Annotated in this window: 19 protein-coding genes and 1 pseudogene; 7 read left to right on the top strand and 13 right to left on the bottom strand. The window is 66.5% G+C overall.

Going from position 1 to position 22,586, the window contains the following annotated elements; translation table 11 throughout:
- Positions 1-24: 24 nt before the first annotated feature.
- A complete protein-coding gene (locus ACHMWQ_RS05165) occupies positions 25-1,230 on the top strand; it encodes a CaiB/BaiF CoA transferase family protein (RefSeq protein WP_396306640.1) in 1,206 nt (401 codons plus the stop codon).
- 265 nt (positions 1,231-1,495) lie between these two features.
- On the opposite strand, the gene ACHMWQ_RS05170 is transcribed toward ACHMWQ_RS05165, so the two are convergent.
- The 5 genes and pseudogenes from ACHMWQ_RS05170 to ACHMWQ_RS05190 all read right to left on the bottom strand — a co-directional run bounded on the left by ACHMWQ_RS05170 (position 1,496) and on the right by ACHMWQ_RS05190 (position 6,710).
- Complete coding sequence (locus tag ACHMWQ_RS05170) at positions 1,496-2,308, bottom strand: carbohydrate ABC transporter permease (protein WP_354553447.1); 813 nt, start codon at positions 2,306-2,308, stop codon at positions 1,496-1,498.
- A 12-nt stretch (positions 2,309-2,320) separates the two neighbouring features.
- Positions 2,321-3,223, bottom strand: a complete 903-nt coding sequence (locus ACHMWQ_RS05175) for a carbohydrate ABC transporter permease (RefSeq protein WP_266334131.1) — start codon at positions 3,221-3,223, stop codon at positions 2,321-2,323.
- A gap of 166 nt (positions 3,224-3,389) precedes the next feature.
- Positions 3,390-4,613: an ABC transporter substrate-binding protein gene (locus ACHMWQ_RS05180; RefSeq protein ID WP_396306641.1), complete on the bottom strand. Its 1,224-nt coding sequence runs from the start codon at positions 4,611-4,613 to the stop codon at positions 3,390-3,392.
- 110 nt (positions 4,614-4,723) lie between these two features.
- Positions 4,724-5,593 (bottom strand): sugar phosphate isomerase/epimerase family protein, encoded by an 870-nt coding sequence (locus ACHMWQ_RS05185; protein WP_396309390.1) that lies wholly within the window; start codon positions 5,591-5,593, stop codon positions 4,724-4,726.
- 93 nt (positions 5,594-5,686) lie between these two features.
- Positions 5,687-6,710 (bottom strand): annotated as a pseudogene (locus tag ACHMWQ_RS05190) (Gfo/Idh/MocA family protein).
- Between the two features lie 233 nt (positions 6,711-6,943).
- Here ACHMWQ_RS05190 and ACHMWQ_RS05195 point away from each other — a divergent pair.
- From ACHMWQ_RS05195 to ACHMWQ_RS05205, 3 genes are all read left to right on the top strand, one after another.
- Positions 6,944-7,975 carry a LacI family DNA-binding transcriptional regulator gene (locus ACHMWQ_RS05195; RefSeq protein ID WP_396306642.1) on the top strand — a complete coding sequence of 344 codons (1,032 nt, stop codon included), beginning with the start codon at positions 6,944-6,946 and terminating at the stop codon, positions 7,973-7,975.
- A gap of 87 nt (positions 7,976-8,062) precedes the next feature.
- Complete coding sequence (locus ACHMWQ_RS05200; RefSeq protein WP_396306643.1) at positions 8,063-9,283, top strand: putative DNA modification/repair radical SAM protein; 1,221 nt, start codon at positions 8,063-8,065, stop codon at positions 9,281-9,283.
- A 255-nt stretch (positions 9,284-9,538) separates the two neighbouring features.
- Positions 9,539-10,987 carry a UdgX family uracil-DNA binding protein gene (locus ACHMWQ_RS05205; protein ID WP_396306644.1) on the top strand — a complete coding sequence of 483 codons (1,449 nt, stop codon included), beginning with the start codon at positions 9,539-9,541 and terminating at the stop codon, positions 10,985-10,987.
- On the opposite strand, the gene ACHMWQ_RS05210 is transcribed toward ACHMWQ_RS05205, so the two are convergent.
- The 8 genes from ACHMWQ_RS05210 to ACHMWQ_RS05245 all read right to left on the bottom strand — a co-directional run bounded on the left by ACHMWQ_RS05210 (position 10,988) and on the right by ACHMWQ_RS05245 (position 19,271).
- Positions 10,988-11,761, bottom strand: a complete 774-nt coding sequence (locus ACHMWQ_RS05210) for an SDR family NAD(P)-dependent oxidoreductase (protein ID WP_396306645.1) — start codon at positions 11,759-11,761, stop codon at positions 10,988-10,990.
- A gap of 319 nt (positions 11,762-12,080) precedes the next feature.
- The gene (locus ACHMWQ_RS05215) at positions 12,081-12,269 is read right to left on the bottom strand and encodes a hypothetical protein (RefSeq protein ID WP_396306646.1); all 189 of its coding nucleotides are present in this window, start codon (positions 12,267-12,269) and stop codon (positions 12,081-12,083) included.
- A gap of 77 nt (positions 12,270-12,346) precedes the next feature.
- Positions 12,347-13,348: a GntR family transcriptional regulator gene (locus ACHMWQ_RS05220; RefSeq protein ID WP_396306647.1), complete on the bottom strand. Its 1,002-nt coding sequence runs from the start codon at positions 13,346-13,348 to the stop codon at positions 12,347-12,349.
- A gap of 83 nt (positions 13,349-13,431) precedes the next feature.
- Complete coding sequence (locus ACHMWQ_RS05225; protein WP_396306648.1) at positions 13,432-14,976, bottom strand: sugar ABC transporter ATP-binding protein; 1,545 nt, start codon at positions 14,974-14,976, stop codon at positions 13,432-13,434.
- Between the two features lie 2 nt (positions 14,977-14,978).
- Positions 14,979-15,953 (bottom strand): ABC transporter permease, encoded by a 975-nt coding sequence (locus ACHMWQ_RS05230; RefSeq protein ID WP_396306649.1) that lies wholly within the window; start codon positions 15,951-15,953, stop codon positions 14,979-14,981.
- Positions 15,950-16,966, bottom strand: coding sequence for an ABC transporter permease (locus ACHMWQ_RS05235; protein WP_396306650.1), 1,017 nt, complete (start codon positions 16,964-16,966; stop codon positions 15,950-15,952). The genes ACHMWQ_RS05230 and ACHMWQ_RS05235 overlap by 4 nt, the downstream gene beginning before the upstream one ends.
- Positions 16,967-17,177: 211 nt before the next feature.
- On the bottom strand, positions 17,178-18,224 hold the full coding sequence (locus tag ACHMWQ_RS05240; RefSeq protein ID WP_266334155.1) for a substrate-binding domain-containing protein: 1,047 nt from the start codon (positions 18,222-18,224) through the stop codon (positions 17,178-17,180).
- A gap of 267 nt (positions 18,225-18,491) precedes the next feature.
- Positions 18,492-19,271, bottom strand: a complete 780-nt coding sequence (locus tag ACHMWQ_RS05245; RefSeq protein ID WP_396306651.1) for a hypothetical protein — start codon at positions 19,269-19,271, stop codon at positions 18,492-18,494.
- Between the two features lie 256 nt (positions 19,272-19,527).
- Here ACHMWQ_RS05245 and ACHMWQ_RS05250 point away from each other — a divergent pair, with 256 nt between their 5' ends.
- The 3 genes from ACHMWQ_RS05250 to ACHMWQ_RS05260 are packed head-to-tail and all read left to right on the top strand — an operon-like array spanning position 19,528 to position 22,450.
- Positions 19,528-20,250, top strand: a complete 723-nt coding sequence (locus ACHMWQ_RS05250; RefSeq protein WP_396306652.1) for a response regulator — start codon at positions 19,528-19,530, stop codon at positions 20,248-20,250.
- On the top strand, positions 20,247-21,560 hold the full coding sequence (locus ACHMWQ_RS05255) for an ATP-binding protein (protein WP_396306653.1): 1,314 nt from the start codon (positions 20,247-20,249) through the stop codon (positions 21,558-21,560). Before ACHMWQ_RS05250 ends, ACHMWQ_RS05255 begins: the two co-directional genes overlap by 4 nt.
- A gap of 17 nt (positions 21,561-21,577) precedes the next feature.
- Complete coding sequence (locus ACHMWQ_RS05260; RefSeq protein WP_396306654.1) at positions 21,578-22,450, top strand: inositol monophosphatase family protein; 873 nt, start codon at positions 21,578-21,580, stop codon at positions 22,448-22,450.
- Positions 22,451-22,586 lie beyond the last annotated feature (136 nt).

The following is a 22,586-nucleotide window of genomic DNA, read 5'->3' on the forward strand; positions in this document are numbered from 1 at the left end:
CAAACGACGAGTGAGGATTCGACCATGACCGCCGCCAAGGCCCTCCAGGACGTCACCGTCCTCGATCTGAGCCATCTCCTGCAGGGCCCCTTCGCCACCCAGCTGCTCGCCGATATGGGCGCCAATGTCATCAAGGTCGAGCGGCCGGGTCAGGGCGACCTGTTCCGCACGCTGACCTTCAACAATCGCTGGGTCGGTGGCACGGAGAGCCCGAACTTCCTCGCCTGGAACCGCAACAAGCGGTCGCTGGCTTTGGACCTGAAGGCGCCGGAAGCGAAGGAGATCCTCTACAGAATCGCCGAGACGGCCGATGTCGTGGTGCAGAATTTCCGTCCCGGCGTGCTGGAGCGCCTCGGCTTCGGCTATGCCGACTTCGCCAAGGTCAATCCGCGCATCATCTATTGCTCGGGCTCCGGCTATGGTGACAGCGGGCCGTATCTGGCGCGCCCGGGGCAGGACATGCTGATCCAGGGCCTGACCGGCATCATGGCGGCGACCGGCCGCGGCGACGGCCCGCCGGTTCCGGTCGGCTCCGGCTTTTCCGACCAGATCGGCGCCATGAACATGGTCTATGGCATTCTCTCCGCGCTCTACTGGCGCGAGCGCTCCGGCGAGGGACAGGAGATCAAGGTCGACCTGCTCTCGGCCATGCTGGCGCATCAGGGCCAGGAAATGCTAATGGCGATGAATTTCCAGCAGGACTTCGTCCGCCCCAATTCCGGCATCGGCCACCCCGGCATGGATGCGCCCTTCGGCGTCTATCCGACGTTCGACGGTTGGGTCACGGTGGCGATGAGCCCGTTCAAGCGCTTCGTTGGCGTGCTCGGCGACGACAGCCTGCTGGTCTATGACAACCCGAAGGACCTTTTCGACAAGCGCGACGAGATCTGGGAAAAGCTCGCGGCGCTGACCAAGGGCTGGACCACCGCCGAGCTGATGCAGGCGCTGCTCGCCGTCGACATCTGGTGCGGCGAGGTCAAGACGCATCTGCAAGCCGAACAGGACCCGCAGGTCAAGCATATCGGCGCGATCACCAGCTACGAGCACCCGACCGCCGGCACGGTCAAGGTCGTGGCCCCGGCGGTGAAGATGTCGAAGACGCCGTCCGAAATCGATCGCCCGGCGCCTCGCATCGGCGAGCATTCCCGCGAGATTCTGGGCGAGTTCGGCTTTAACACGGCGACGGTGGATGGCTGGGTCGCCAAGGGGTCGGTGGCGGAGGTGAAGTAGGGGGCCGCGAAGTCTTCCGGGCAGATAAACCCGCTCCGCCATCATCCTGAGGTGCTTCGCGCAGCGAAGCCTCGAAGGAGGTTCCAGCGGAGCACTGCTGCTTGCAGTCCGGTCCGGATCCGGCAAGACCAGTTCCCTGGACCCTCCTTCGAGGCCCGGCTGCGCCGGGCTCCTCAGGATGATGGTCGGGGGGGCACGCAGCGGGCCGTGCATGGCAGACCAAACAAAAAAGCCCCGCCGAAGCGGGGCCCTTTCGTTTTCGCCTCTATTTCAGCGCGCCGGCGGTCAACCCGCTGACGATCTTGCGCTGCAGCAGCATGAACACGATGACGATCGGCGTCACATAGATCACCGCATAGGTCATGATGCCGTTCCAGTCGGTGGTGTTCGGGCCCATGAAGTTCATCAGCCCCACCGTCGCCGTCTGCAGGTCCTCCTGCGAGATCAGCGTGCGCGAATAGACATATTCGCCGAAGGACTGCAGGAAGATCAGCACCGAGGTGACGAGGATGCCGTTGCGCGCCAGCGGCACGATGATGCGGAAGAAGGCGACGATGCGCGAGGCACCGTCGACGCGGGCCGCCTCCTCCAGTTCCTTCGGGATCTGCATGAAGGAGGTGCGGCAGAGCACGATGTAGAGCGGCAGCACCTTGGCGGTCTGCGCCAGCACCACGGCGAAGCGCGGCGTGGCGATCAGGCCGATCTGGTTGAACAGCACGAAGATCGGCGTCGCCATCAGCGAGGGCGGCAGCACCTGCATCATCAGGATCAGGAACAGGACGAGGTCCATCCAGACGCTGCGGACGCGGGCCAGCGCATAGGCGCAGCCCGTGCCGATCAGGGCGGCGATCACTGTGGTGCCGATGGCGACCACCAGCGAGTTCCACAGATAGACGTCCATCTTCTTGTCGATGAACACCCGCACGAAGTTGAACTGCGGGTCGGCCGGCCAGAAGCTCGGCGGATAGGTGAAGGTCTCCGACGACGGCTTGAAGGCCGTCAGATACATCCAGTAGAGCGGGAACAGGTAGATCGCGAGGAAGCCGATGGCGACGACCAGCAGGACATAGCGTTTCATGGGTCGCGCTCCTCAGGCCCGGTGTTCTTGGCGCGTCGAGCGCACGTACAGCAGCGCGACGACGATGACGAAGCCGAGCATCAGCACCGAGACGGCGCTGCCGGTGGCGATGTCGTAGTTCTGGAACGAGAGCTGCCAGGACCAGTATTGTGCGACGTTGGAGGAGTTGGCCGGGCCGCCCTGCGTCAGCGAGGCGAACAGGTCGAACTGCTGCAGCGTGAAGATGATGCCGAGACAGGTCACCGCGCCGATCGTCGAGCGCATCATCGGCAGCGTCATGTGCCAGAACCGGCCCCAGGGCCCGGCGCCGTCGAGGGCGGCGGCCTCGTACATGTCCTTCGGAATGCCGGCAAGGCCGACCGAGAGCAGGATCATGTTGAACGGGATGCCGAGCCAGATATTGGCGATGATGACGGAATAGAGCGAGATCGCCGGCGTCGACAGCCAGAAGATCTTGTCGTTGACGATGCCGGTCGACATCAGCATGTAGTTGAGCACGCCGAAATCGCCGGCGAAGATCCATTTCCAGATCGCGCCGGCGACCAGCGCCGGGATGATCCAGGCTGCCAGGAACAGGCCGCGCAGATAGGTGGCGCCGATGAAATCCTGCTGGAAGAACAGCGCCAGGCCGAAGCCGATGGCGAGCTGGAACACGATGCTCAGGCTGACGAACAGCGCCGTATTGCCCATGATCGACCAGAATTCCGGCGCCGCGAACAACGCCCGGTAATTGGCGAGGCCCACGAAGGGCCGGATCAGGTCGCCGAGCGAGAACATGTCCACTTCCTGGAAGGACATGGCGACGTTGTAGACGAGCGGGAAGGCCGAGAAGACGAGCAGGTAGGCGAGCGCCAGGGCGGCCAGCGCCACGTCGAAACCGCGTCCATCGCGTAGGCTGCGCAGAAGCGCCGACATTGGCTATCTCCAGGATCCGGAACGGGCCGGGGGCGCGCGTTCGCAAAACTGCCGATGATGGGGTGCCGTTCGTCCGGCGGCGCAGGCGCGGCCAGGTACGGCGGAAAGGGGGGCGGCACGCCGCCCGAGGGAAGGCAGCGTGCCGGCGGTGCGCTTGGGAGGGCGCTTACTTCTTGACGATGCCGTCGATCGTCGTCTGCGCCGTGGTCAGCGCGGTCTTGGCGTCAGCCTGGTGCGTCAGCGCCTGCTGGATCGCGGTCGAGATCGCCTTGGAGATCTTCGCCCAATCCGGCGACGGTCCGCGGACGCGGGCATACTTCATCGATTCCTCGAACACCTTGTATTGGGGCGCCCACTTCGGGTCCTTGGCCTCGACCGGGTAGGACGGAATGAAGCCGAACTCGTTCCAGACGCGCGGCATCTGCGAGTACATGTATTCGAGATAGAGGAAGGCTTCCTTGGGATGCTTCGACTTGGCGAAGATCACATTGTTGCCTTCGCCCAGCGCCGAGGCGCGCGTGTCGCCAACCTTCTCGGTCGGCAGCAGCGCGACGCGGACGTCGAACTTGACGTCCTTCGCCATGCGCGGCAGCTCCCACGGGCCGGAAATGCCCATGGCGGCGTTCTGCGCGTTGAACGAAGCCATCGAGTCGTACTGGCCGCGGATCAGCGTATCGGGCGAGGCCAGCTTCTCGTCGATGATCTTCTGCCACATCTCCAGCGCGCGGACGGCGCCGTCATCGGCGATGTGATCGAAATCGGCGCCGGTCGACTGCGCCCAGGGCAGGAACTGGAAGGTGCCTTCCTCGTTCGAATTGGCCGAGAAGGCGAGACCGTAGACGTTCTTGGCCGGGTCGGTCAGCTTCTTGGCTGTCTCGTACAGCTCTTCCCAGGTCTGCGGCGGCTTGTCCGGATCGAGGCCGGCGGCCTTGAACATGTCGGCGTTGTAGTAGAGCGCGATGGTGTTGGAGCCGCGCGGCAGGCCGTAGATCTTGCCGTCCCAGGTGACGGAAGAGAGCGGGCCCGGGAAGATCTTCGAGGTGTCGACGATCTTGGAATCGGCAATGTAGGGGGTCAGGTCGAGCAGCGCGCCCTTGGCCGACAGGAACGGCGTGTTGGGATTGTCGACATAGGCGACGTCCGGGGTCGTGCCGGTCGCGACCGCGCGCATGACATCATTCGCCCAATCGGCGAACTCGACGCGCTTGATGTTGATCTTGATGTCCGGATGGAGCTTCATGAACTCATCCGCCATGACGTAATTATAGCCCGGATCCGCCTGGCGATCGATCGTCCAGACGTTCAGTTCGACGGGCTCCGCCGTTGCAGCGGCGGTCATGGCCAGAACGCCAGCGGCGCCCAGCAACAGGGTCTTGGTGAAATTCGCCATCGGTTTCCTCCTTGGTGGCGAGCAATCAAACCCACGCTCCTCCGCGTGGCGGGGCACGGCCCCTGCAGTCCCCGCCGGCAAGCCGGCGGGTTGGTCGTCGGCGCCGGCGATCAGGCCGGGTTGGCGATGAAGGACATCCCGCCACGGGCTTCCTTCAGGTAATTCAATGACTTGACCTGTCCGGTGATCTCGAGCTCGTTGCGATAGACCGGGTCATGCCAGCCTTCGATATCGATGCAGCCCTTGTAGCCCGCGAGGCGCAGCTCGCTGATGACGCGGGTCCAGTCGCTGTCGCCGAAGCCCGGCGAGCGCATCTGCACGAAGGGATACTTTCCGAAGATGCCGTTCTCGCGGATGACGTCCCAACGGATCGTCGCGTCCTTGCCATGGACGTGGAAAATCTTCGGCGCCCATTTGCGGATCTGCGGGATCGGGTCGATCAGATAGACCATCTGATGGCACGGCTCCCATTCGAGGCCGATATTGTCGTCCGGCGTCTCGTTGAAGATCAGCTCCCAGGCGTCCGGATTGTGGGCGATGTTCCAGTCGCCGCTCGCCCAGTTGCCGTCCATGGCGCAATTCTCGAAGGCGAGACGCACGCCCTTGTCGGCGGCGCGCTTGGCAAGCTCGCTCCAGACTTCCTTGTAGCGCGGCAGGCTTTCCTCGATCGACTTGCCGCGGATACGGCCGGTGAAGCCGGCGATCGTCTTGGCGCCGAACAGATGCGCGTTGTCGATCAGCGTCTTCCAGCCTTCCAGCGTCTGCTGGTCGATGTCCGTGGTCTCGAGCGGATTGCCGAACATGCCGAGCGTGTCGATCTTCACGTCGGCGTCGCCGATCGCTTCCTTGAGCTCGGCGGCGAGCTTCGGGATGTCCTTGCCGCCAATGGTCTGCCAGAAGAACGGCTCGATCGATTCAAAGCCGAGCGGCAGGATCTGCCGGACGTAGGCGGCCGGGTCGGGGAGGTTCCCCTTGATCATCGTGCCGATGCGGATGTCGAGAAGCGGATTGGTCAAGGCATCAATTCCCTGGAGCGTTTCGGCCGACGTCGCGGGGACGCGGCCAGCAAAGGTTCAGATCGTGATTTCGACGCGGCGTCCGGTCTCGGCGCTTTCGATCGCGCCGAAGACCATGGCGAGGCTGTTGATGTTCTGGTGGCCGACCGTTTCCGGCTCCGGCCCGCCGCGCGTGGCGGCGATGAAATCCTGCAGGACCCCGAGGTGGCCGCCGGTCCGGTCGGATTCGGCGAGTGGAGGGATCTCGCTGGCAACCACCTCGGAGAAGAGACCGTCGATCGCTTTTCCTGCGATCTCGGCGCGAATGTCCTGGTGCCCGTCCCAAACGAGCGTCCCCTTGGTGCCGACGATGCGCCAGGCGGATTTCCCAGCTCGTCATCAGCCCGTCGGCGCACCAGCTGCCGCGATAATTGAAGATCACGCCCTCGCCGAACTCGAAGATCGCGGCGGCGGAGGAGCCTTGGCGGTACCAGGAGTTGCTGGGGTTCCATTCGCGGCAATAGACCGCTTCCGGCACGTTGCCCGACATGAAGCGGGCGGCGTCGAAGGTGTGGATCGCCATGTCGAGCAGCAGCACATGGTCCATCTGCTCGCGGAAGCCGCCGAAATGCGGCGCGAGGAAGAAATCGCAATGAATCGAGGTGACGTCACCGATCGCGCCCTGGTCGATGGCGCGGCGGATGCGGCGCACGCCTTCGAGATAGCGGCGGTTCTGCACGACGACATGCAGCTTGCCGGCCTCTTTGGCGCGGGCGATCAGGTCGCGCGCCTGGTCGAGGGTCTCGGCCATCGGCTTCTCGGAGAGGACATGGCAGCCGGCGGCCAGCGCCGTCGAAACGATGTGATGGCGGGCGGCCGGGATAACGACGTCGAAGACGACATCGGGCTTCGCCTCGGCGATTAGTTCCTCGATGCTGGTGGCGATGACGATGTCGCCCAGCTCGAATTCCGCCGCGCGGGCTCGCGCCGCATCGGGGTTGATGTCGGCCAACCCCACGATCTCCAGATCGGGGATGGTCTTGGCGGCGGCGAGCCAGGCGCGGCTCATCGCTCCGCAACCGATCAAAACGGCACGTTGCATTCCGGACTTCCTCCCACGGCCAGTTCCTCAAACATCGCACCGCAAACGTTTACGGTGCGGTGCAATAAGGCCGTAAACGTTTACGACAACACCAAATTGAGGTACGCTTGTCAAGTGCGAGGGTTCAGGCAACGCGCGGTAACCCCGCAAGGAGCGGGTGCACGATCCACCGAAAATGATGTACGCAAGGCGATCGCCTCGCGGAACGGCCCGGAAGGGGAGGAGACGTACCCTTGAGCATCAAGGATCTGGCGCAGCATCTGAATATCTCGATCGGCACCGTGTCGCGGGCGCTGAACGGGCGCGCCGACGTCAATCCCGATACGCGCAAGCGCGTGCTCGCCGCCGCCAAGGCGATGGGCTATGTCGCCAACCAGTCCGGCCGCAGCCTGCGCCAGGGCGCGACCAACGTCATCGGCTTCACCATCGAAACCAATGTCGAGACCAAGTCGCAGGGCGACACCTTCTTCATGACCGTGTTCGACGGCGTGCAGACGGTGTTCGCCCGCCACAAGCTCGATCTCGTCGTGCTGCTCTGCTCGTCCGATGACGATCCATTCGACCATGTCCGCCGCGTCGTCTCGCGCCAGTTCGCCGACGGGCTGATCATCTCGGCCACCCAGCGCCAGGACCCGCGCATCGATTATCTGATCGAGCGCGGCATCCCGTTCGTGACGCTCGGCCGCAGCCTTTCCGGCGGCGAGCATTCCTGGATCGACATGGATTTCGAGGGCGTGGCGGCGCAGTCCGTGGCGCGGTTGGTCGCGCGCGGCCATACCCGCATCGCGCTCGCCAACACCACGCGCGGCATCAATCTGAGCTATGTCTTCGAGGATGCCTACCGCGCGGCTCTGGCCGAACACGGCATCGCCTTTGATCCCGACATCGTCTTGCGCAGCGATATCACCGAACTGGGCGGCTATCAGACTTGCGAGAAGCTGCTGGCGCTGCCAAACCGGCCGACCGCCGTCGTGCTGGTCAATGAGAGCCTGGCGATCGGCTTCTACCGCCGCCTGCACGAGGCTGGGCTGACGCCCGGACGCGACATGGCGATCATCGGCTTTCGGCAGAGCCCGCAGGCGCGATTCCTGTCGCCGGCGCTGACCTGCTACCGGCTCTCGCTGCACGATGTCGGCGTCGAGCTGGCCCAATCGCTGCTCGCCACCATGCCGGCCTACAAGGACCTCTATCCGCTCGGCACCGTGCAGAAGATCTGGCCGATGGAACTCGTGCCGGGCGAGAGCGATCCGCCGCTGCGCCCCTGAACCGCGACGCTTTGCAACCTGCCGCCCCTTGCCGCCCGTCCGTCAGCGCCCTAGAACATATCGTGAACAGGATGAGGACGGGCCACGATGGACATGCTGGAGAAGCTCGGGATCCTGGCGGATGCCGCCAAATATGACGCTTCCTGCGCTTCGAGCGGCACCGACAAAAAGCACGCCCCGGCCGGCAAGGGCCTCGGCTCGACCGAGGGCATGGGCATCTGCCATTCCTATGCGCCGGACGGCCGCTGCATCTCGCTGCTGAAGGTGCTCCTGACCAATGCCTGCAATTTCGATTGCCTCTATTGCGTCAACCGCGCCTCGTCCAACGTGCCGCGCGCCCGCTTCACCGTGGCCGAAATCGTCAAGCTGACGCTCGATTTCTACCGCCGCAACTATATCGAGGGCCTGTTCCTTTCCTCCGGCATCATCCGCAATCCCGATTACACGATGGAGCAGGTGGTGGCGGTGGCGAAGTCGCTGCGGCTCGATCATGGCTTTCATGGCTATATCCACCTGAAGACGATCCCCGAGGCGAGCGAGGCGCTGATCACCGAGGCGGGGCTCTATGCCGACCGCCTGTCGATCAATGTCGAACTGCCGACCGAGAAAGCGCTGACTGCGCTGGCGCCGGAAAAGAGCATCCCCTCGATCCGCCGCACCATGGGCCGGCTGCGGCTGAAGCTCGATGAGGCGAAGTCGGAGAAGCACCTGAAGCACGCCCGGCGTTTTGCCCCGGCCGGCCAGAGCACGCAGATGATCATCGGCGCCGATGATTCGACCGACCGCTCGATCCTCGATCTCTCCGCCAACCTCTATGGCTCGTACCGGTTGAAGCGGGTTTATTACTCCGCCTTCAGCCCGATCCCGGATTCGAGCCTGAAGCTGCCGCCCAAGGCACCGCCCTTGATGCGCGAGCACCGGCTTTACCAGGCCGACTGGCTGCTGCGCTTCTATGGCTTCGAGGTCTCCGAGATCGGCGGCAAGGGCGGCATGCTCGACCTCGACATCGATCCGAAGCTCGCCTGGGCGCTGGCGAACCGTGACCGCTTCCCCGTCGACCTCAACCGCGCCCCGCGCGAAGAGCTTTTGCGCGTGCCGGGGCTTGGATCGAAGACTGTCGAGCGGCTGATCTCGGCCCGCCGCCACCGCACGCTGCGCAGCGACGATCTGGTGCAGTTGCGCCTGCCGCTCGCCAAGCTGATGCCCTTCGTCGTGCTCGGCGACCACAAGCCCTCCAGCCTGCTCGATTCGGAACGGCTGTCGGCCTTGCTGCGCCCCAAGCCGACGCAGATGCAACTGCCGTTCTAGAAGCTCGTTGGGTGGGAGCCGTTCGCGATAGCAGGCGGCATGACCATCATCCTGAGGTGCCCGGCAAAGCCGGGCCTCGAAGGAGGGTCCAGCGAGCATCGGATGCGAATTGTCGTGGGGGCACCGGATTTTGAGCCTTTCAACAAGTCTAGAGTGCCCGCTGGATCCTCCTTCGAGGCTTCGCTCACGCGAAGCGCCTCAGGATGATGGCCGAGCGGGTGGATCGTCCAGGACGGCTGGAGGACTGCCGTAGCCATGCACCGGATCGCGCTGGCGGGACCCACCGATTTCAAGGGCTGGCGCGACGCTGCCCGCCGGCTGGCGCGGCAGGGCGTCGAACCCGCCGACGTGGTCTGGACCGTCGTCGGCGAGTCCAGCGATCTGTTCGGCGCGCCGGGGTTGGAAACGCCGGCGGCGCCTGCGCCGGAAGGGCCGGCCTTTGCCGTGCCGCGCGCCTTTCTTGATCTCGCCGAGACCGCGATCCTGCACAGCGATCCCGAACGGTTCGCCTTGCTCTACACAATGCTTTGCCGGCTCAGGACGAATCATGACGCGCTGGAGGACAGCGTCGATCCGCTGGTCGTCCGGCTCAACGGCTTCGCTAAATCGGTGCGGCGGGACATCCACAAGATGCATGCCTTCGTCCGTTTCCGCGCTGTCGAAACGGAGGCGGGCGAGTGCTTCATCGCCTGGTTCGAGCCGGAGCATCATATCGTCGAGGCGGCGGCGCCGTTCTTCGCCCGCCGCTTTGCCTCGATGCGCTGGTCGATCCTGACGCCGGAGCGCAGCGTGCATTGGGACGGCGAGATCCTGCGCCTGTCGGAGGGCGTCGACCGCTCGGCCGCACCGGGCGAGGATGCGCTGGAGGATCTCTGGCGGCGCTATTATGCGTCAATCTTCAATCCCGCCCGGCTCAAGGTGCAGGCCATGATGTCGGAGATGCCGCAGAAATACTGGCGCAACCTGCCCGAGGCGTCGCTCATTAAACCGCTGATCGACCAGGCGGAGCGAAGGAGCGCCGAGATGGTTCAGTCCGCCACGACACCGGCCAATCCCCGGCCGCAGCGCGCGCGGCCAACGCCCGCGGAGGTTACCGAGGCGCCGGCAATGGCGGGCACGATCGCGGCATTGCGGGCCGAGGCGGCAGGCTGCCGGCGTTGCCCGCTCTGGGCGCCGGCGACGCAGACCGTATTCGGCGAGGGGCCGGAGGATGCCGAGATCGTCTTTGTCGGCGAGCAGCCGGGCGACCAGGAGGATCTGGCGGGGAAGCCCTTCGTGGGTCCGGCGGGCCAGGTGTTCGATGCGGCCCTTCGCGACGTCGGCATCGATCGTGGCCGCGTCTATGTCACCAATGCGGTGAAGCACTTCAAATTCGTGCCGCGCGGCAAGCGCCGCCTGCACCAGAAGCCGAATGTTTCGGAGATCGTCGCCTGCCATGTCTGGGTGGCGCAGGAGCTCCAGATCCTGCGGCCGCGCCTGGTCGTGGCGCTCGGCCTGAGCGCGGTGCGAAGCTTGACCGGCAAGACGATGACGCTGGCTTCGGCGCGCGAGCAGAGGCTGCAGACCGAGGCGGGAACGGCGCTGCTGGCGACGATCCACCCGTCCTATCTGCTGCGCCTGCCGGACGAGGCGATGAAAGCGCGCGAGCACGCGCGCTTTCTCGAGGATCTCAAGCGCGTGGCCGAAATGGCCAGGGCTGCCTGACTACCAGCAGGTATAGCCGCCATCGGCCGAGACGATCGACCCGGTCATCAGGCTGGCCGCGTCGCTGGCGAGGAAGTGCACCACCGAGGCGATCTCGTCGGTCTCGCCCATGCGGCCCATCGGCGTGCCGCCGATCCAGGCTTCGTTCATCACCGGATCGTCCTTCACGAAGGCGGTCAGCGGCGTGTTGATATAGGTCGGGGCCACGGCATTGACGCGGACGCCGCGCGAGGCCCATTCGGCCGCCAGCGACTTGGTCAGGTGGTGCACGCCCGCCTTGGAAGCATTGTAGAAGGCCTGCTCCTGCGGCTTGTTGACGATGAAGCCGGACATCGAGCCGATATTGACGATCGCGCCGCTCTTCGCCTTGAGCATGTAGTTGCCGAAGGCGCGGCAGCACCAGAAGGTGCCGTTCAGATTGACGTCGATGACGTTCAGCCAGTGTTCGTCGGTAACCGTTTCGGCCGGTGTCATGCTGCGGGCGATGCCGGCATTGTTGACCAGGATGTCGATCTTGCCGCGCTTGGCGACGACGTCGTCGGCGACCTGGTTGACGCGGGCGGAGTCGGTGACGTCCATCACCACGACCTCGACGTCATAGCCCTTGGCCTTCAGGCTGGCCTGGCCGGCCTTGGCAACGGCTTCGTCGCGATCGGCGATGATGACGGTCGCCCCCGCTTCGGCCAGCGCTTCGACGGTGGCGAGGCCGATCGACTGGCCACCGCCGGTGACGAGCGCGACCTTGCCGTCGAGGCGGAGCTTTTCGAGATACATTCTTTTCCTCCTGAGAATTTCTCGTAGGCCATCAAGCTACTGAACGATCGTGGTGGCGTCACGATCGAAGCGATGGGTTTCGGGGGAATTCGCTCGGAGAAAAATTGTCCCGTGGCGCCCGTGCCAATGCAAATGGCCCGCACCCGCATGGCAGGCGGTCGGGCTGGCGAAAGCGGGGTAGGGCTGGGCGCTGAAAAGCGGGGTAGGGCTGGGCGCTGAAGAGTTGGCGACGGGCCGGAATCGGGGGCATTCGGGCCCGTCGCCCCGGACGATGCATCGGGCAGGAGCATCGGCCGGAAAATGATGGGGGATCTCGGGACTAGCCGTCCTGGTCCTGGGTCGGGCTGCCCAGCGGCGGGGCCTTGCCGCCTTCGGTGCGCGCGGGCTTGGCCGGATCGTGCGGCTCCGCCTGCTTGCCGGGGTCGTCGCCCTGGATGTCGGAAGGACGATTTTCGTTGCCGAAGCTGCTGTTGCCTCCGGCCTTGTCCTTGTCATACGGCGTCGACATGAAATGTCTCCTTCGCTTCCTCAGGAAGAAAACACGTCAACGCCGATCCGGTTCCCGTGACGGCGGCGGGGAATGCGTCAGCTGACCGCGATCAGGAACGGCACGCGGTGCCGGCGGCCCTGCCGGTCGAGCTGGGTCAGCCGCTCCCGGTTGGAGATCACCGAACGGCGCAGGTGCCGCTCCAGCGCCCGTTGCGCCTCCGCCGTCCGGCCGGCCAGAAGGTGCTCGAACACCTCCAGATGCTCGCCCAGCATCACCTCGATCTCGTCGGTGTCGCGGTGGCGCTGAAACGTCTCGTGCATGGCGATCAGCGGCAGCTGGCTACGGCGGATGGCGTCGCGCAGCTGGCTGTTGCCGCAGCGGAGAACGGTTTCGACATGCAGGTCGTTTTCCAGCTGCTCCAGGCGGGCCGGGGTGCGCCTGCCCGCCTGCACGCGGCGGATCCGCTCGTGCCGGGCGCGCAGCTCGGCCGGATCGAGATGCGGCAGAGCCTGCTCCAGCGCGATCGGCTCCAGCAGCCAGCGCACCTCGAAATGCTCGTGCAGCAATTCCGGCGTCAGCGGCCCGGCATACCAGCGCTGGTTCTTGTCCTGCGTGACCAGCCCGGCGCGATCGAGCCCGGTCAGCACCTCATGCGCCACGGTGCGGCTGACGCCGTAATGGTCGGCGAGCAGGCTTTCGTTCAGATGGAAGCGGCCATAGGGCAGGCAGCAGGCGACGATGTGCTCGACCTCGGGATAGATGGTGGCGCGACGGTTGCGCGTGCGCGGCTCGATCATCCGCGCATCGGGCAGGGTGAGCCCGGCCTCGATCAGGTCGAGGCGCAGCGGTGGCGCGCCGGCGTCCTCGCCGATCATCAGCCCGCGCCCGCCGAAGCGGACGACCAGGCCCTCATCCTCCAGCCGGCGCAGCGCGGCGCCGGCCGGGATGCGGCTCGACTGGAAGGCCCGCGCCAGCGCCGTTTCGCCGATGACCAGGCCGCGCGGCAGCCGCGCCTCGACGATGTGCCGCCGCAGCACGCGGTAGATCACCTCGTAGAGCGGCAGCTCCATGTCTTCCGGTTCAGCCATCGCCGACATGGGCGCGCCCTCCCGGCCCGTCCTGCGACGCGGCGGCGTGGGCCGGCACGGGCGATCGTCCGGCGCGGCCGCCTTGCCGCCGGTCAGACACGCGCCGCCTCGGGCGCCGGGCTTGCCTGGTGCGCCTCGGCGCTGCCGGCGTGGATCAGCGCCATGATTTCGCGGCTCATTGGCTCGTAGCGGCGCGAGTTTTCGATCGTGCCGGCGATGGCGAAATCGCGCATCACCAGGATGCGATCGGCCAGCGTGATCATCTCCGGCATGTCGCTGGAGATCAGCAGCACGGAAAGCCCCTCGCGGGTGATCTCGCCGATCAACTCGTGGATCGCGGTCTTGGTCTTGATGTCGATGCCGACCGTCGGCTCGTCGATGATCAGGATCTCGACGCCGGCCGCCAGCCATTTGGCGATGGAAACCTTTTGCTGGTTGCCGCCCGAGAGCTTGCCGACGGCCTGCTCGATCGACGGCGTCTTCACCTCGAGCTTGTCGACCAGCGGATGAACCAGCTTGCGCTCCGTCGCGCGGGTGATCAGGCCGAGACTGGAGGCGATTCGCCGCCAGACGGTGATCGCGACATTCGAGCGGATCGGATGGGTGAGGATCAGCCCTTCCGCCTTGCGGTCCTCGGAGATGTAGCCGAGGCGGTGGCGGCGGATGGCGGTCGGAACGTCGGGGATCGTGACCGGCTTGCCATGCAGGCGCAGCTCGCCCGAAACGACCTTGCCGTCGCCGATCAGCGCCCGCGCCAGCTCGGTGCGGCCGGCGCCGACCAGGCCGTAAAGGCCGAGGATCTCGCCCTTGTGCAGCTGGAAGCTGACGTTCTTGTGGCCGAAGGAGGTGGCGAGGTTGGTCGCCTCCATCACGGTCTGCGAGCGGTCGGCGCTTCGCGCCCCCATCTCGGCGACGCGCTCCTCGCGGCCGATCATCGCCGAGACGATCTTGCCGCGGTTCATCGCCGAAATCGGCTCGCCGGCGGCGGCGATCTTGCCGTCGCGCAGCACGGTGACGCGATCGGAGATCGCCATCACCTCTTCAAGCTTGTGGCTGACGAAAACGATCGCCTTGCCCTCGTCGCGCAGGCGGCGGACGACGGCGAACAGCGCGTCGGCCTCATGACCTGTGATCGAGGCGGTCGGCTCGTCGAGGAGCAGCACCTGCGCTTCCAGCGACAGCGCCTTGGCGATCTCGACGATCTGCATCTGCGCCACCGAGAGATGACGGACCTCGGTACGGGTGTCGATCGTCGGATCGATCAGGTCGAGGAATTTTCGCGCCTCGGCATGCACGCGGTCGAAGTCGATGACGCCGTTCCGGGTCGGCGGCCGCTCGATCATGATGTTCTCGCCGACCGTGAAGCGCGGGATCAGGTTGCGCTCCTGGTGCACGGCCGAAATGCCGGCGGCGATGGCGTCGCGCGGCGAGGTGAAGTCGACCGGCTTGCCGTCGACCAGCAGCCGGCCGCGATCCGGCCGGTAGAGGCCGGTGATGATCTTGATCAGCGTCGACTTGCCGGCGCCGTTCTCGCCCATCAGCGCGTGGGTTTCGCCGGGCAGGATCTCGAACGAGACGTCGTCGAGCGCGGTGACGCCGGGAAAATCCTTGCCGATGCCTTCGATGGTGAGACGCATGGTCAGGCGCCTCCCGCGCGGACGGCGCGCAGCCGGTTGAGGCCGACAGCGGCGAGGATCAGCGCGCCGAGCAGGAACTGCACCCAGTAGGGGTCGACCTTGGCCAGCACCATGCCGTTCTGGATGATGACGATCAGCACGACGGCGAGCGCGGTGGCGGCGACCGAGATATGGCCGCCGGTCAGCGCCGCGCCACCGATGATCGGGGCGGCGAAGGACATCAGCAGCCAGTCGACGCCGATGGTCGGCTGGGCCGAACCCAGCTGCGCCACGGCGAGGATGGCGGCGGCGGCGGCGAGCAGGCCGGACAGCGTATGCGCCATGACGATGACGCGGTCGCGCGGGATGCCGGAAAGCTCGGCCGCCTGCGGGTTGCCGCCGACGGCGAGCAATTGCCGGCCCGGCACGGTGCGCGCCAGGAAGAAGGCGAGCGCGATGGCGATCAGCACGGGCGGCAGCAGAAGATAGGGCAGGGCCGAGATGCGCCCGGTGCCGAAGGCGACGAAGCCGGCCGGCAGATTGTAGAACGGGATCGACTCGGTGATGCCCAGATTGATGCCGGTGAAGGCGGAAGCGGTCGCGAGCGTGATGATGAAGCCGTTGATGCCGGTCCGGACCGTCAGCAGGCCGTTGAGCAGGCCGCCGGCGGCGCCGATGGCGAGGCCGCAGAGGATCGCCACGGGAACCGGGAAACCCCATTTCTCCATCATGCCGCCGACCGCGATGGCGACGAGGCCGCCCAGCGCGCCGACCGAAAGGTTCATCTGGCCGACGGCGAGCGTCAGCATCTGCGCGAAGGCGACGATCAGCACGACGCAGAACGAGCGCAGCATCACATAGAGGTTGAACTCGGTCAGGAAGGCCGGCGACAGGGCGGCGAGCGCCACCAGGCCGATGACGATCGCCACCGCCAGCGCCGACCATTCATTGGCGAGGAAGCGCTGGCCGAAGCTCATGTTGCGGGTGAGGGTGCTCATGCGCGGCGTCCCGAATTGCGGCGGCCCAAACTGCGGCGCTCGGCATAGACGCTGCGATAGCGGTCGAGCATGACGGCGGCGAGCAGGATCAGTCCGAGGAAGAGCTGGAGCCAGAAATTGCCGATCTGCATGACCAGCAGACCCGAGCGGATGGTGGTGACGAGGAAGGCGCCGAGGATGGTGCCGACGACGGAGACATAGCCGCCGGCGAGCAGCGTGCCGCCCAGCACCGGCGCGAGGAAGGAGGGCAACAGCCAGTCCTGCCCGATCGACGGCATGGCGGCGCCGAGCCGGAAGACCAGCATCAGGCCGGCCGAGGCGGCGAGCGCGCCGGACAGCGTATGCGCGATGATGATGGCGCGGCCGACCGGGACGCCGGAAAGCTCGGCGGCGCGGGCATTGGCGCCGGCGGCGAGGATTTCCCGGCCCAGCGCCGTGAAGCGGAACAGCACGATCAGCGCGGCGCCGAGGCCGAGCGCGACGAACAGCAGCGGCGACAGGAAGCCCCAGCGCATGCGGCCGAAGGCGGCGATCTCCGGCGGCAGCGCGTTGAAGGTCTGCGCTTTGGAAAGGATCAGCATGCCGCCCAGGAACAGGCTGGCGCTGGCGAGCGTGATGATGAAGGAATTGACGCCGGAGCGGACAATGACGAAGCCGTTCAGCCAGCCGAGAAACGCGCCGAGCAGCAGCGCCAGCGCCATGGCGACGGGGATCGGCAGGCCGAGGGTCTGCATCAGATAGCCGGAGGCCATCACCGCGCAGACGCCGATCGAGCCGATGGCGAGGTTCATGCCGCCGGTCGCGAGCACCACCATGGTCGAGAAGCCGATAACGACGTCGACCGCGAGCGAGCGCGACAGCGCGAACAGGTTGAAGGTCGAGACGAAGCCGGGGGCGAGGCTGGTGAACAGCACCCAGAACAGCAGGATGATGGCCGCGAGGCCGATCAGGTTCGACTGTTCCGCCAGAAAGGAAGGCCGCGCGCGGGAATCGGATGGGACGGAAAGGGTCATGGTGAAGCCATGTGAGAGGATGGCGAGACGCTGGCCGGGCGACGCCTTGACCAGATCGAACCCGGCATCATCCTGAGGTGCTTCGCGCCAGCGAAGCCTCGAAGGGTGATCCAGATGTCTCGCGAGCGCGAGCCTCCTTCGAGGCCGCTTCGCGGCACCTCAGGATGATGGCGGCGGTTGATCCCGCCATCATCCCGGGAGTGCGACCCGCTTACTTGCAGGTGAGATACTTGTCCTTGAAGGTGGACTGGATCTCGGCGGTGATCTTCTTCAGATCGTCCTTGTAGGTCGCGGCGTTGTCGTTCGAGATCAGCAGCGTGCCCGAGTCGATGAAATGCTCGGTCTGCGGCGTCTTGATCCACGGAGCATCGGCCTTGACCGTGCAGGTGCCGCTGGCGATCAGGTCGAGCACATAGGCGCCGACATAGCCCTGGCCATAGGGGTTCTGCGCCATCGTGCCGGCGACGAAGCCGTCCTTGATGCCGTCGAGAACGATCTGGTCATCGTCGATGCCGACCAGCTTGATGCGCTTGTCGCCGAGATTGCGCAGCGACTTGGCCGCGACCACCGACGGGATGTAGGCGGTCGAGATCAGGCCATCGATCTCGTCCTTCTGGGCGCCGAGCAGGGCGTTGATCTTCTGGTCGGCGGCTTCCTGCGCATCGGTATCGGTGATGTGCTGGACGATGGTGACCGCGCCATTGGTTTCCTTGACGGCCTTCTCGACCGCGTCCATGCGCAGCTTGGTGTTCGGGTCGACCAGCAGGCCAGCCAGATGCACGATCTTGCCCTTGCCGCCGAGCGACTTGATCAGAGCCTGGGTGCCGAGATAGGCCGAATTGAAGACGTCGGTGCCGAGGCAGAACGACATCTTGGTCGGGTCCTGCGCGCAGCCGGCGAGCGCCGCGGCCGGGATGTTGTTGGCGGTGAGTTCCTCGACCGTCTGGTTGATGCCGACGGCATCGCCCGGAAAGATGCCGAAGGCGGTGTAGCCCTGGCTGACTAGGCTTTCGACCAGCTCGGTCTGCAGGTTCAGCTTCCACTCGGCCGGAACCTTGAAGTCGACGGCGGCGATGCCGAAGTCCTTCGCCGCGTCCTTGCCGGCCTGTTCCCAGGGCGCGAAATAGGGATGCGGGCCGCCCGGAATGAGCGCGATCTTGTTGTCGGATGCGTGGGCGGCGCCTGCGGCAAGTCCGAACAGGGCGGCGGCAAGCATCGGCAGGGCGCGCGAGCGCGCGCCACGGTGGCGTAGATTCATGGTGTCCTCCCTCAGCGACTGACGCGGCCTGCTCCACCAGTCCACGTTCGCGAGGGCGATGTAACCACAAACGCATATCGCGTGCAATATGCGGTGACGCTGCCCCGCCCCTCCTGCGCGATTGGGCCAGGCAAAAACAAAAATGGCCCCGCCCCTGGGGTTCAGGGCGGGGCCGTATTGGGGGGTCAGAAGTTAGTCTGTCTTGTCAACTCCGACGGCCGGGGATGGTTCCCCGGCCGCGTTGGCGTCGCGCTTTCGCGCGCCGGATCAATCGGCCGGGCCGGCATCCGGACCGCCATCGGCCGGTCCGCCATCCGCCGGGCCGCCTTCATCCGGGGCCGGGCCGGCGGGGCCGCCCATGTCGTCGTCGCCCATCGGGCCGGGACCGCGCATGTGGTCGCCGCCCATCGGGCCGCCACGGTCATGCGGGCCATGGCCATGCGGGCCGTGGCCGGGGCCACGATCACGGCCGGGACCGCGCGGGCCCATCGGCGGGCCGAAGCGAAGGTCGGCATTGGCCAGCTTGTCCAGCTGCTCGGGGGTCAGCTTGGCCTTGAGGGCATCGATCGCCTTCGACAGATCCGCAGCCTTGGCGGCGCGGTCGGTGACGTTCCGGATCAGGCGTTCTTCGCGGGCGAAGGCCTGCGGAGCGGGCTTGGGGGCCGGAGCGGTCTGCGCATCCGTGGTGCCGGCTGTCGGCGGGGCCGGCGGTGCGGGCGGCGCCGGGGGAGCCGGCGGCTGGAACATGGCGAGCAGCGCGTTGGTATAGTCGCGCCAGGCGTCATGCTGGTCGGCGCGGATGCCGATCAGGGTTTCCACGGTGCTGAGGTTCTGGGCGAGCCACATCTGCATGCGCTCGCCGCGCGGACCGCGCGGACCATGGCCACGCATATCGCCGTGACGGCCTTCATGCATGCCGCGCATCATGGGGCGGTCGCCCCTTTCCGTCGCGGCGGGGGCGTCGGGCTTGGCGAAGGCCGGCGCGACGGCAATCGCCGAGACGCTGGCGAGGGAGAGGATCGTGAGGGCTGCGAGGGTACGCTTCATAGAAATCTCCAATGGCTTACGCTGGGCACGATCCGAAGCTAGGAGCGGGCTGTTTCCCCGGTAGGTCGTTTCGTGTCGGAGCATGTCCGCGATCAACGATTTCGTTGCGAAATGTTTCCCGGGGCCGCTTTGAGACGTTCGGTTACGAAAAAGCCGAGCCCCGACGCCGTCGAGCGGGTAGAGCTTGGCCTGGTTCCGCGCCGCGCCAACTCCCGCCGGCCTCCTTCAGACAGGTTTCAAGAGGCCCAGCGCCGCAATGTCCAACCCGCCGCACATCCTCGTCGTCGATGACGACCTCGAAATCCGCCGGCTTCTCGGCCGCTATCTCGACGGGCAGGGCCTGCGCGTGACGCTGGCGGCCGACAAGCGCGAGCTGGAGGACAAGCTCGCCACCCAGCATATCGACCTGATCGTGCTCGACGTGATGCTGCCGGACGGCTCCGGCCTCGACATCTGCCGCCAGCTGCGCGACCGGCGCCCGCCGATCCCGATCATCCTGCTGACGGCGCTGAAGGAAGATGTCGACCGCATCATCGGGCTGGAGATCGGCGCCGACGACTATCTCGGCAAGCCCTTCAACCCGCGCGAATTGCTGGCGCGCATTCGCGCCGTGCTGCGCCGCTCGGCCGAGGTGGTCGAGGCGGCTCCGCTTGCGGCCAGCTACCGCTTCGCGGGTTTCGTCGCCGCGCCCGAGACGCGCACCGTGGTGGATCCCGACGGCGCCGAGATAGCGCTGACCGGCGCCGAGTTCGACCTGCTGATCGTCTTCCTCGACCGTCCCGGCCGCGTGCTATCGCGCGAGCAGTTGCTCGACCTCACCCAGGGCCGCGAGGCCGACCCGCTCGACCGCTCGATCGACGTGCTGATGAGCCGTCTGCGCCGCAAGCTGGGTGACGACGGCAAGTTCAACATCTTCAAGACGGTACGCAATGGCGGCTACCAGCTGGCGGTGAAGGTCGAGACGGAGGGGGCGGCTTGAATTCGCTTCGCCTCAAGATCGGCCTGCTCGTCATCGGCGCCATCGTCGCCGTGGTGGGGCTGGCCACGCTGGTCGCGGTCAGCGTCATCGGCGAGCCCGGCCCCGGGCGGATGCTGGGCCCGACGGCGATCCAGATCGACCTGATCGCCCAGCTCGTCGAGCGCCATCCGGAGGATTTTCGCGACGGCCAGGTCGTGCCCGGAACCGGGCATGGTCGCGATCTCGGCATCCGGATCCGCGAGAGACCGGCGCGGGGGCCGGTGCATGAAGAGCTGACCCGGGCGTTGCGCGATGTGCTCGACCATACCGGCCATCCGCGCGACGTGATCGTCACCCAGCCGCGGCCGCATGCGCCGGCGCTGGTCTCGATCCCGATCAGCGACCTCGGCTATATCGCCGTGCCGCTTTCCAATTCGCCGCCGGCGCGCGCCGGCTGGATCGTGCTGATCGGCTGGATGCTGGCGATCATCCTGGGCGCGGCCGTCATCGCGCTGGTGATCGCCAACCGGCTGACCAAGCCGCTGCAGATGATCGAGGCGGCGATCGCCTCGGTCGGCGCGGACGGCGTTCTGCCGGCGCTGCCGGAAACCGGCTCTGCCGAAACGCGCGCCACGGCCGGCGCGCTCAACCGCCTTTCGGCCCGGCTAAAAAGCGCCATGGAGAGCCGGATGCGCCTGGTCGCGGCCGCCGGCCATGATCTGCGCACGCCGATGACGCGGATGCGGCTCCGGGCCGAATTCCTCGACGACGACGAACGGCAGAACTGGCTGAACGATCTCGACGAACTCGACCGCATCGCCGACAGCGCCATCCGTCTCGTGCGCGAGGAGGTGGAGGAGGGCGACCGCGATCCGGTCAAGCTCGACGAACTCGTCCGCCGGCTGGCAACGGAACTGGCGGTGCAGGGCCATGACATCGAGGTCGGCCCGCTCGACGCCGTGGCGGTGGCCGCCGCGCCGCTGGCGCTGACGCGGGCGCTGCGCAATCTGATGATCAATGCTGCGACCCATGGCGGCGGCGGCACGATCAGCGTCACGCGCCAGGGCGAGACCGCGATGATTCGCATCGTCGACCGGGGCCCGGGCATTCCGCCCGAGATGATCGAGCGCGCCTTCGAGCCGTTTTTCCGGGTCGATCCGGCGCGCCGCCAGTCGGTGCCCGGCGCCGGCCTCGGCCTTGCGATCGCCAAGGAAATCGTCGAGCGCCTGGGCGGGCGCATCCTGATCCGCAATGGCGAGCAAGGCGGCCTGGTGCAGGAAATCAGCCTGCCGCGGGTCGAACTCCCGGCCGAACCGGCCGGGCCTGCCTAGCTTGTTGCAACCCCTTCATGCGGCTGTGCTACCGTTTGCGCGAAACCACGCCTGAACGGAACAATCACGTGACCCTTTCGATCGAAGACCGCACCGCCCGCTTCACCCTGGCGCAGGAAATCGCGCGCGAGGCCGGTGCGCTGGCGCTCGGCTATTTCGAGCGCCTCTCGACGCTGGCCGTCGAATTCAAGCATGGCGGCCAGGACGTCGTCAGCATCGCCGACCGCGAGGTCGAGGTGCTGATCCGCGCCCGCATCGCCGAGGCGTTTCCCGACGATGGCGTGCTCGGCGAAGAGGATGGCCTGGTCGAGGGCAAGTCCGGCGTGCTCTGGGTGGTCGATCCGATCGATGGCACCAGCCCTTTCCTGAACGGCCTGTCGCACTGGTGCGTGTCGATCGCCGTGGCGGTGGGCGGCGAGGCCGAGATCGGCGTTATCTACGCGCCGGTCAGCAACGAGTTCTTCGCCGGCGCCAAGGGCCTCGGCGCTTTCCTGAACGGCGCTCCGATCGCGGTGGCGCCCGCCCGCGCCATCGAGGACGGCCTGCTCGGCTTCGGCAGCAACCACCGCATTCCGCCGGAAGATGTCGGCCGCTTCGTTACCGCGCTGCTGGAAGCCGGCGGCATGTTCTACCGCAACGGCTCGGGCGCGTTGATGCTGGCCTACGTCGCCTGCGGCCGGCTGGTCGGCTATTACGAGCAGCACATCAATTCATGGGATTGCCTGGCCGGCCTTTGCCTGATCCAGGAAGCCGGCGGCTGGCACAATGATTTCCTGTCCGGCGACGGCATGCTGCAAGGCAACCGCATCGCCGCCGGCGCGCCGCAGATGAAGTCCGGCCTTGTCGCCCTGCTCGAGCGCGTCGGCGCCTCGACCGAAACGATCGTCTGAGGCCGATTCAGGGAAGACCCCCACCCCAGCCCTCTCCCGCAAGCGGGAGAGGGAGTCGGCCGGCGCCCTGAATAGAACTCTGCGCCATCCCGGGCGATCGCCAGTCACACACTCCGCCGTCATCCCTGCGAAAGCA

It is taken from the genome of Kaistia sp. UC242_56 (assembly GCF_044452255.1).
GTDB lineage: Bacteria > Pseudomonadota > Alphaproteobacteria > Rhizobiales > Kaistiaceae > Kaistia > Kaistia defluvii_A.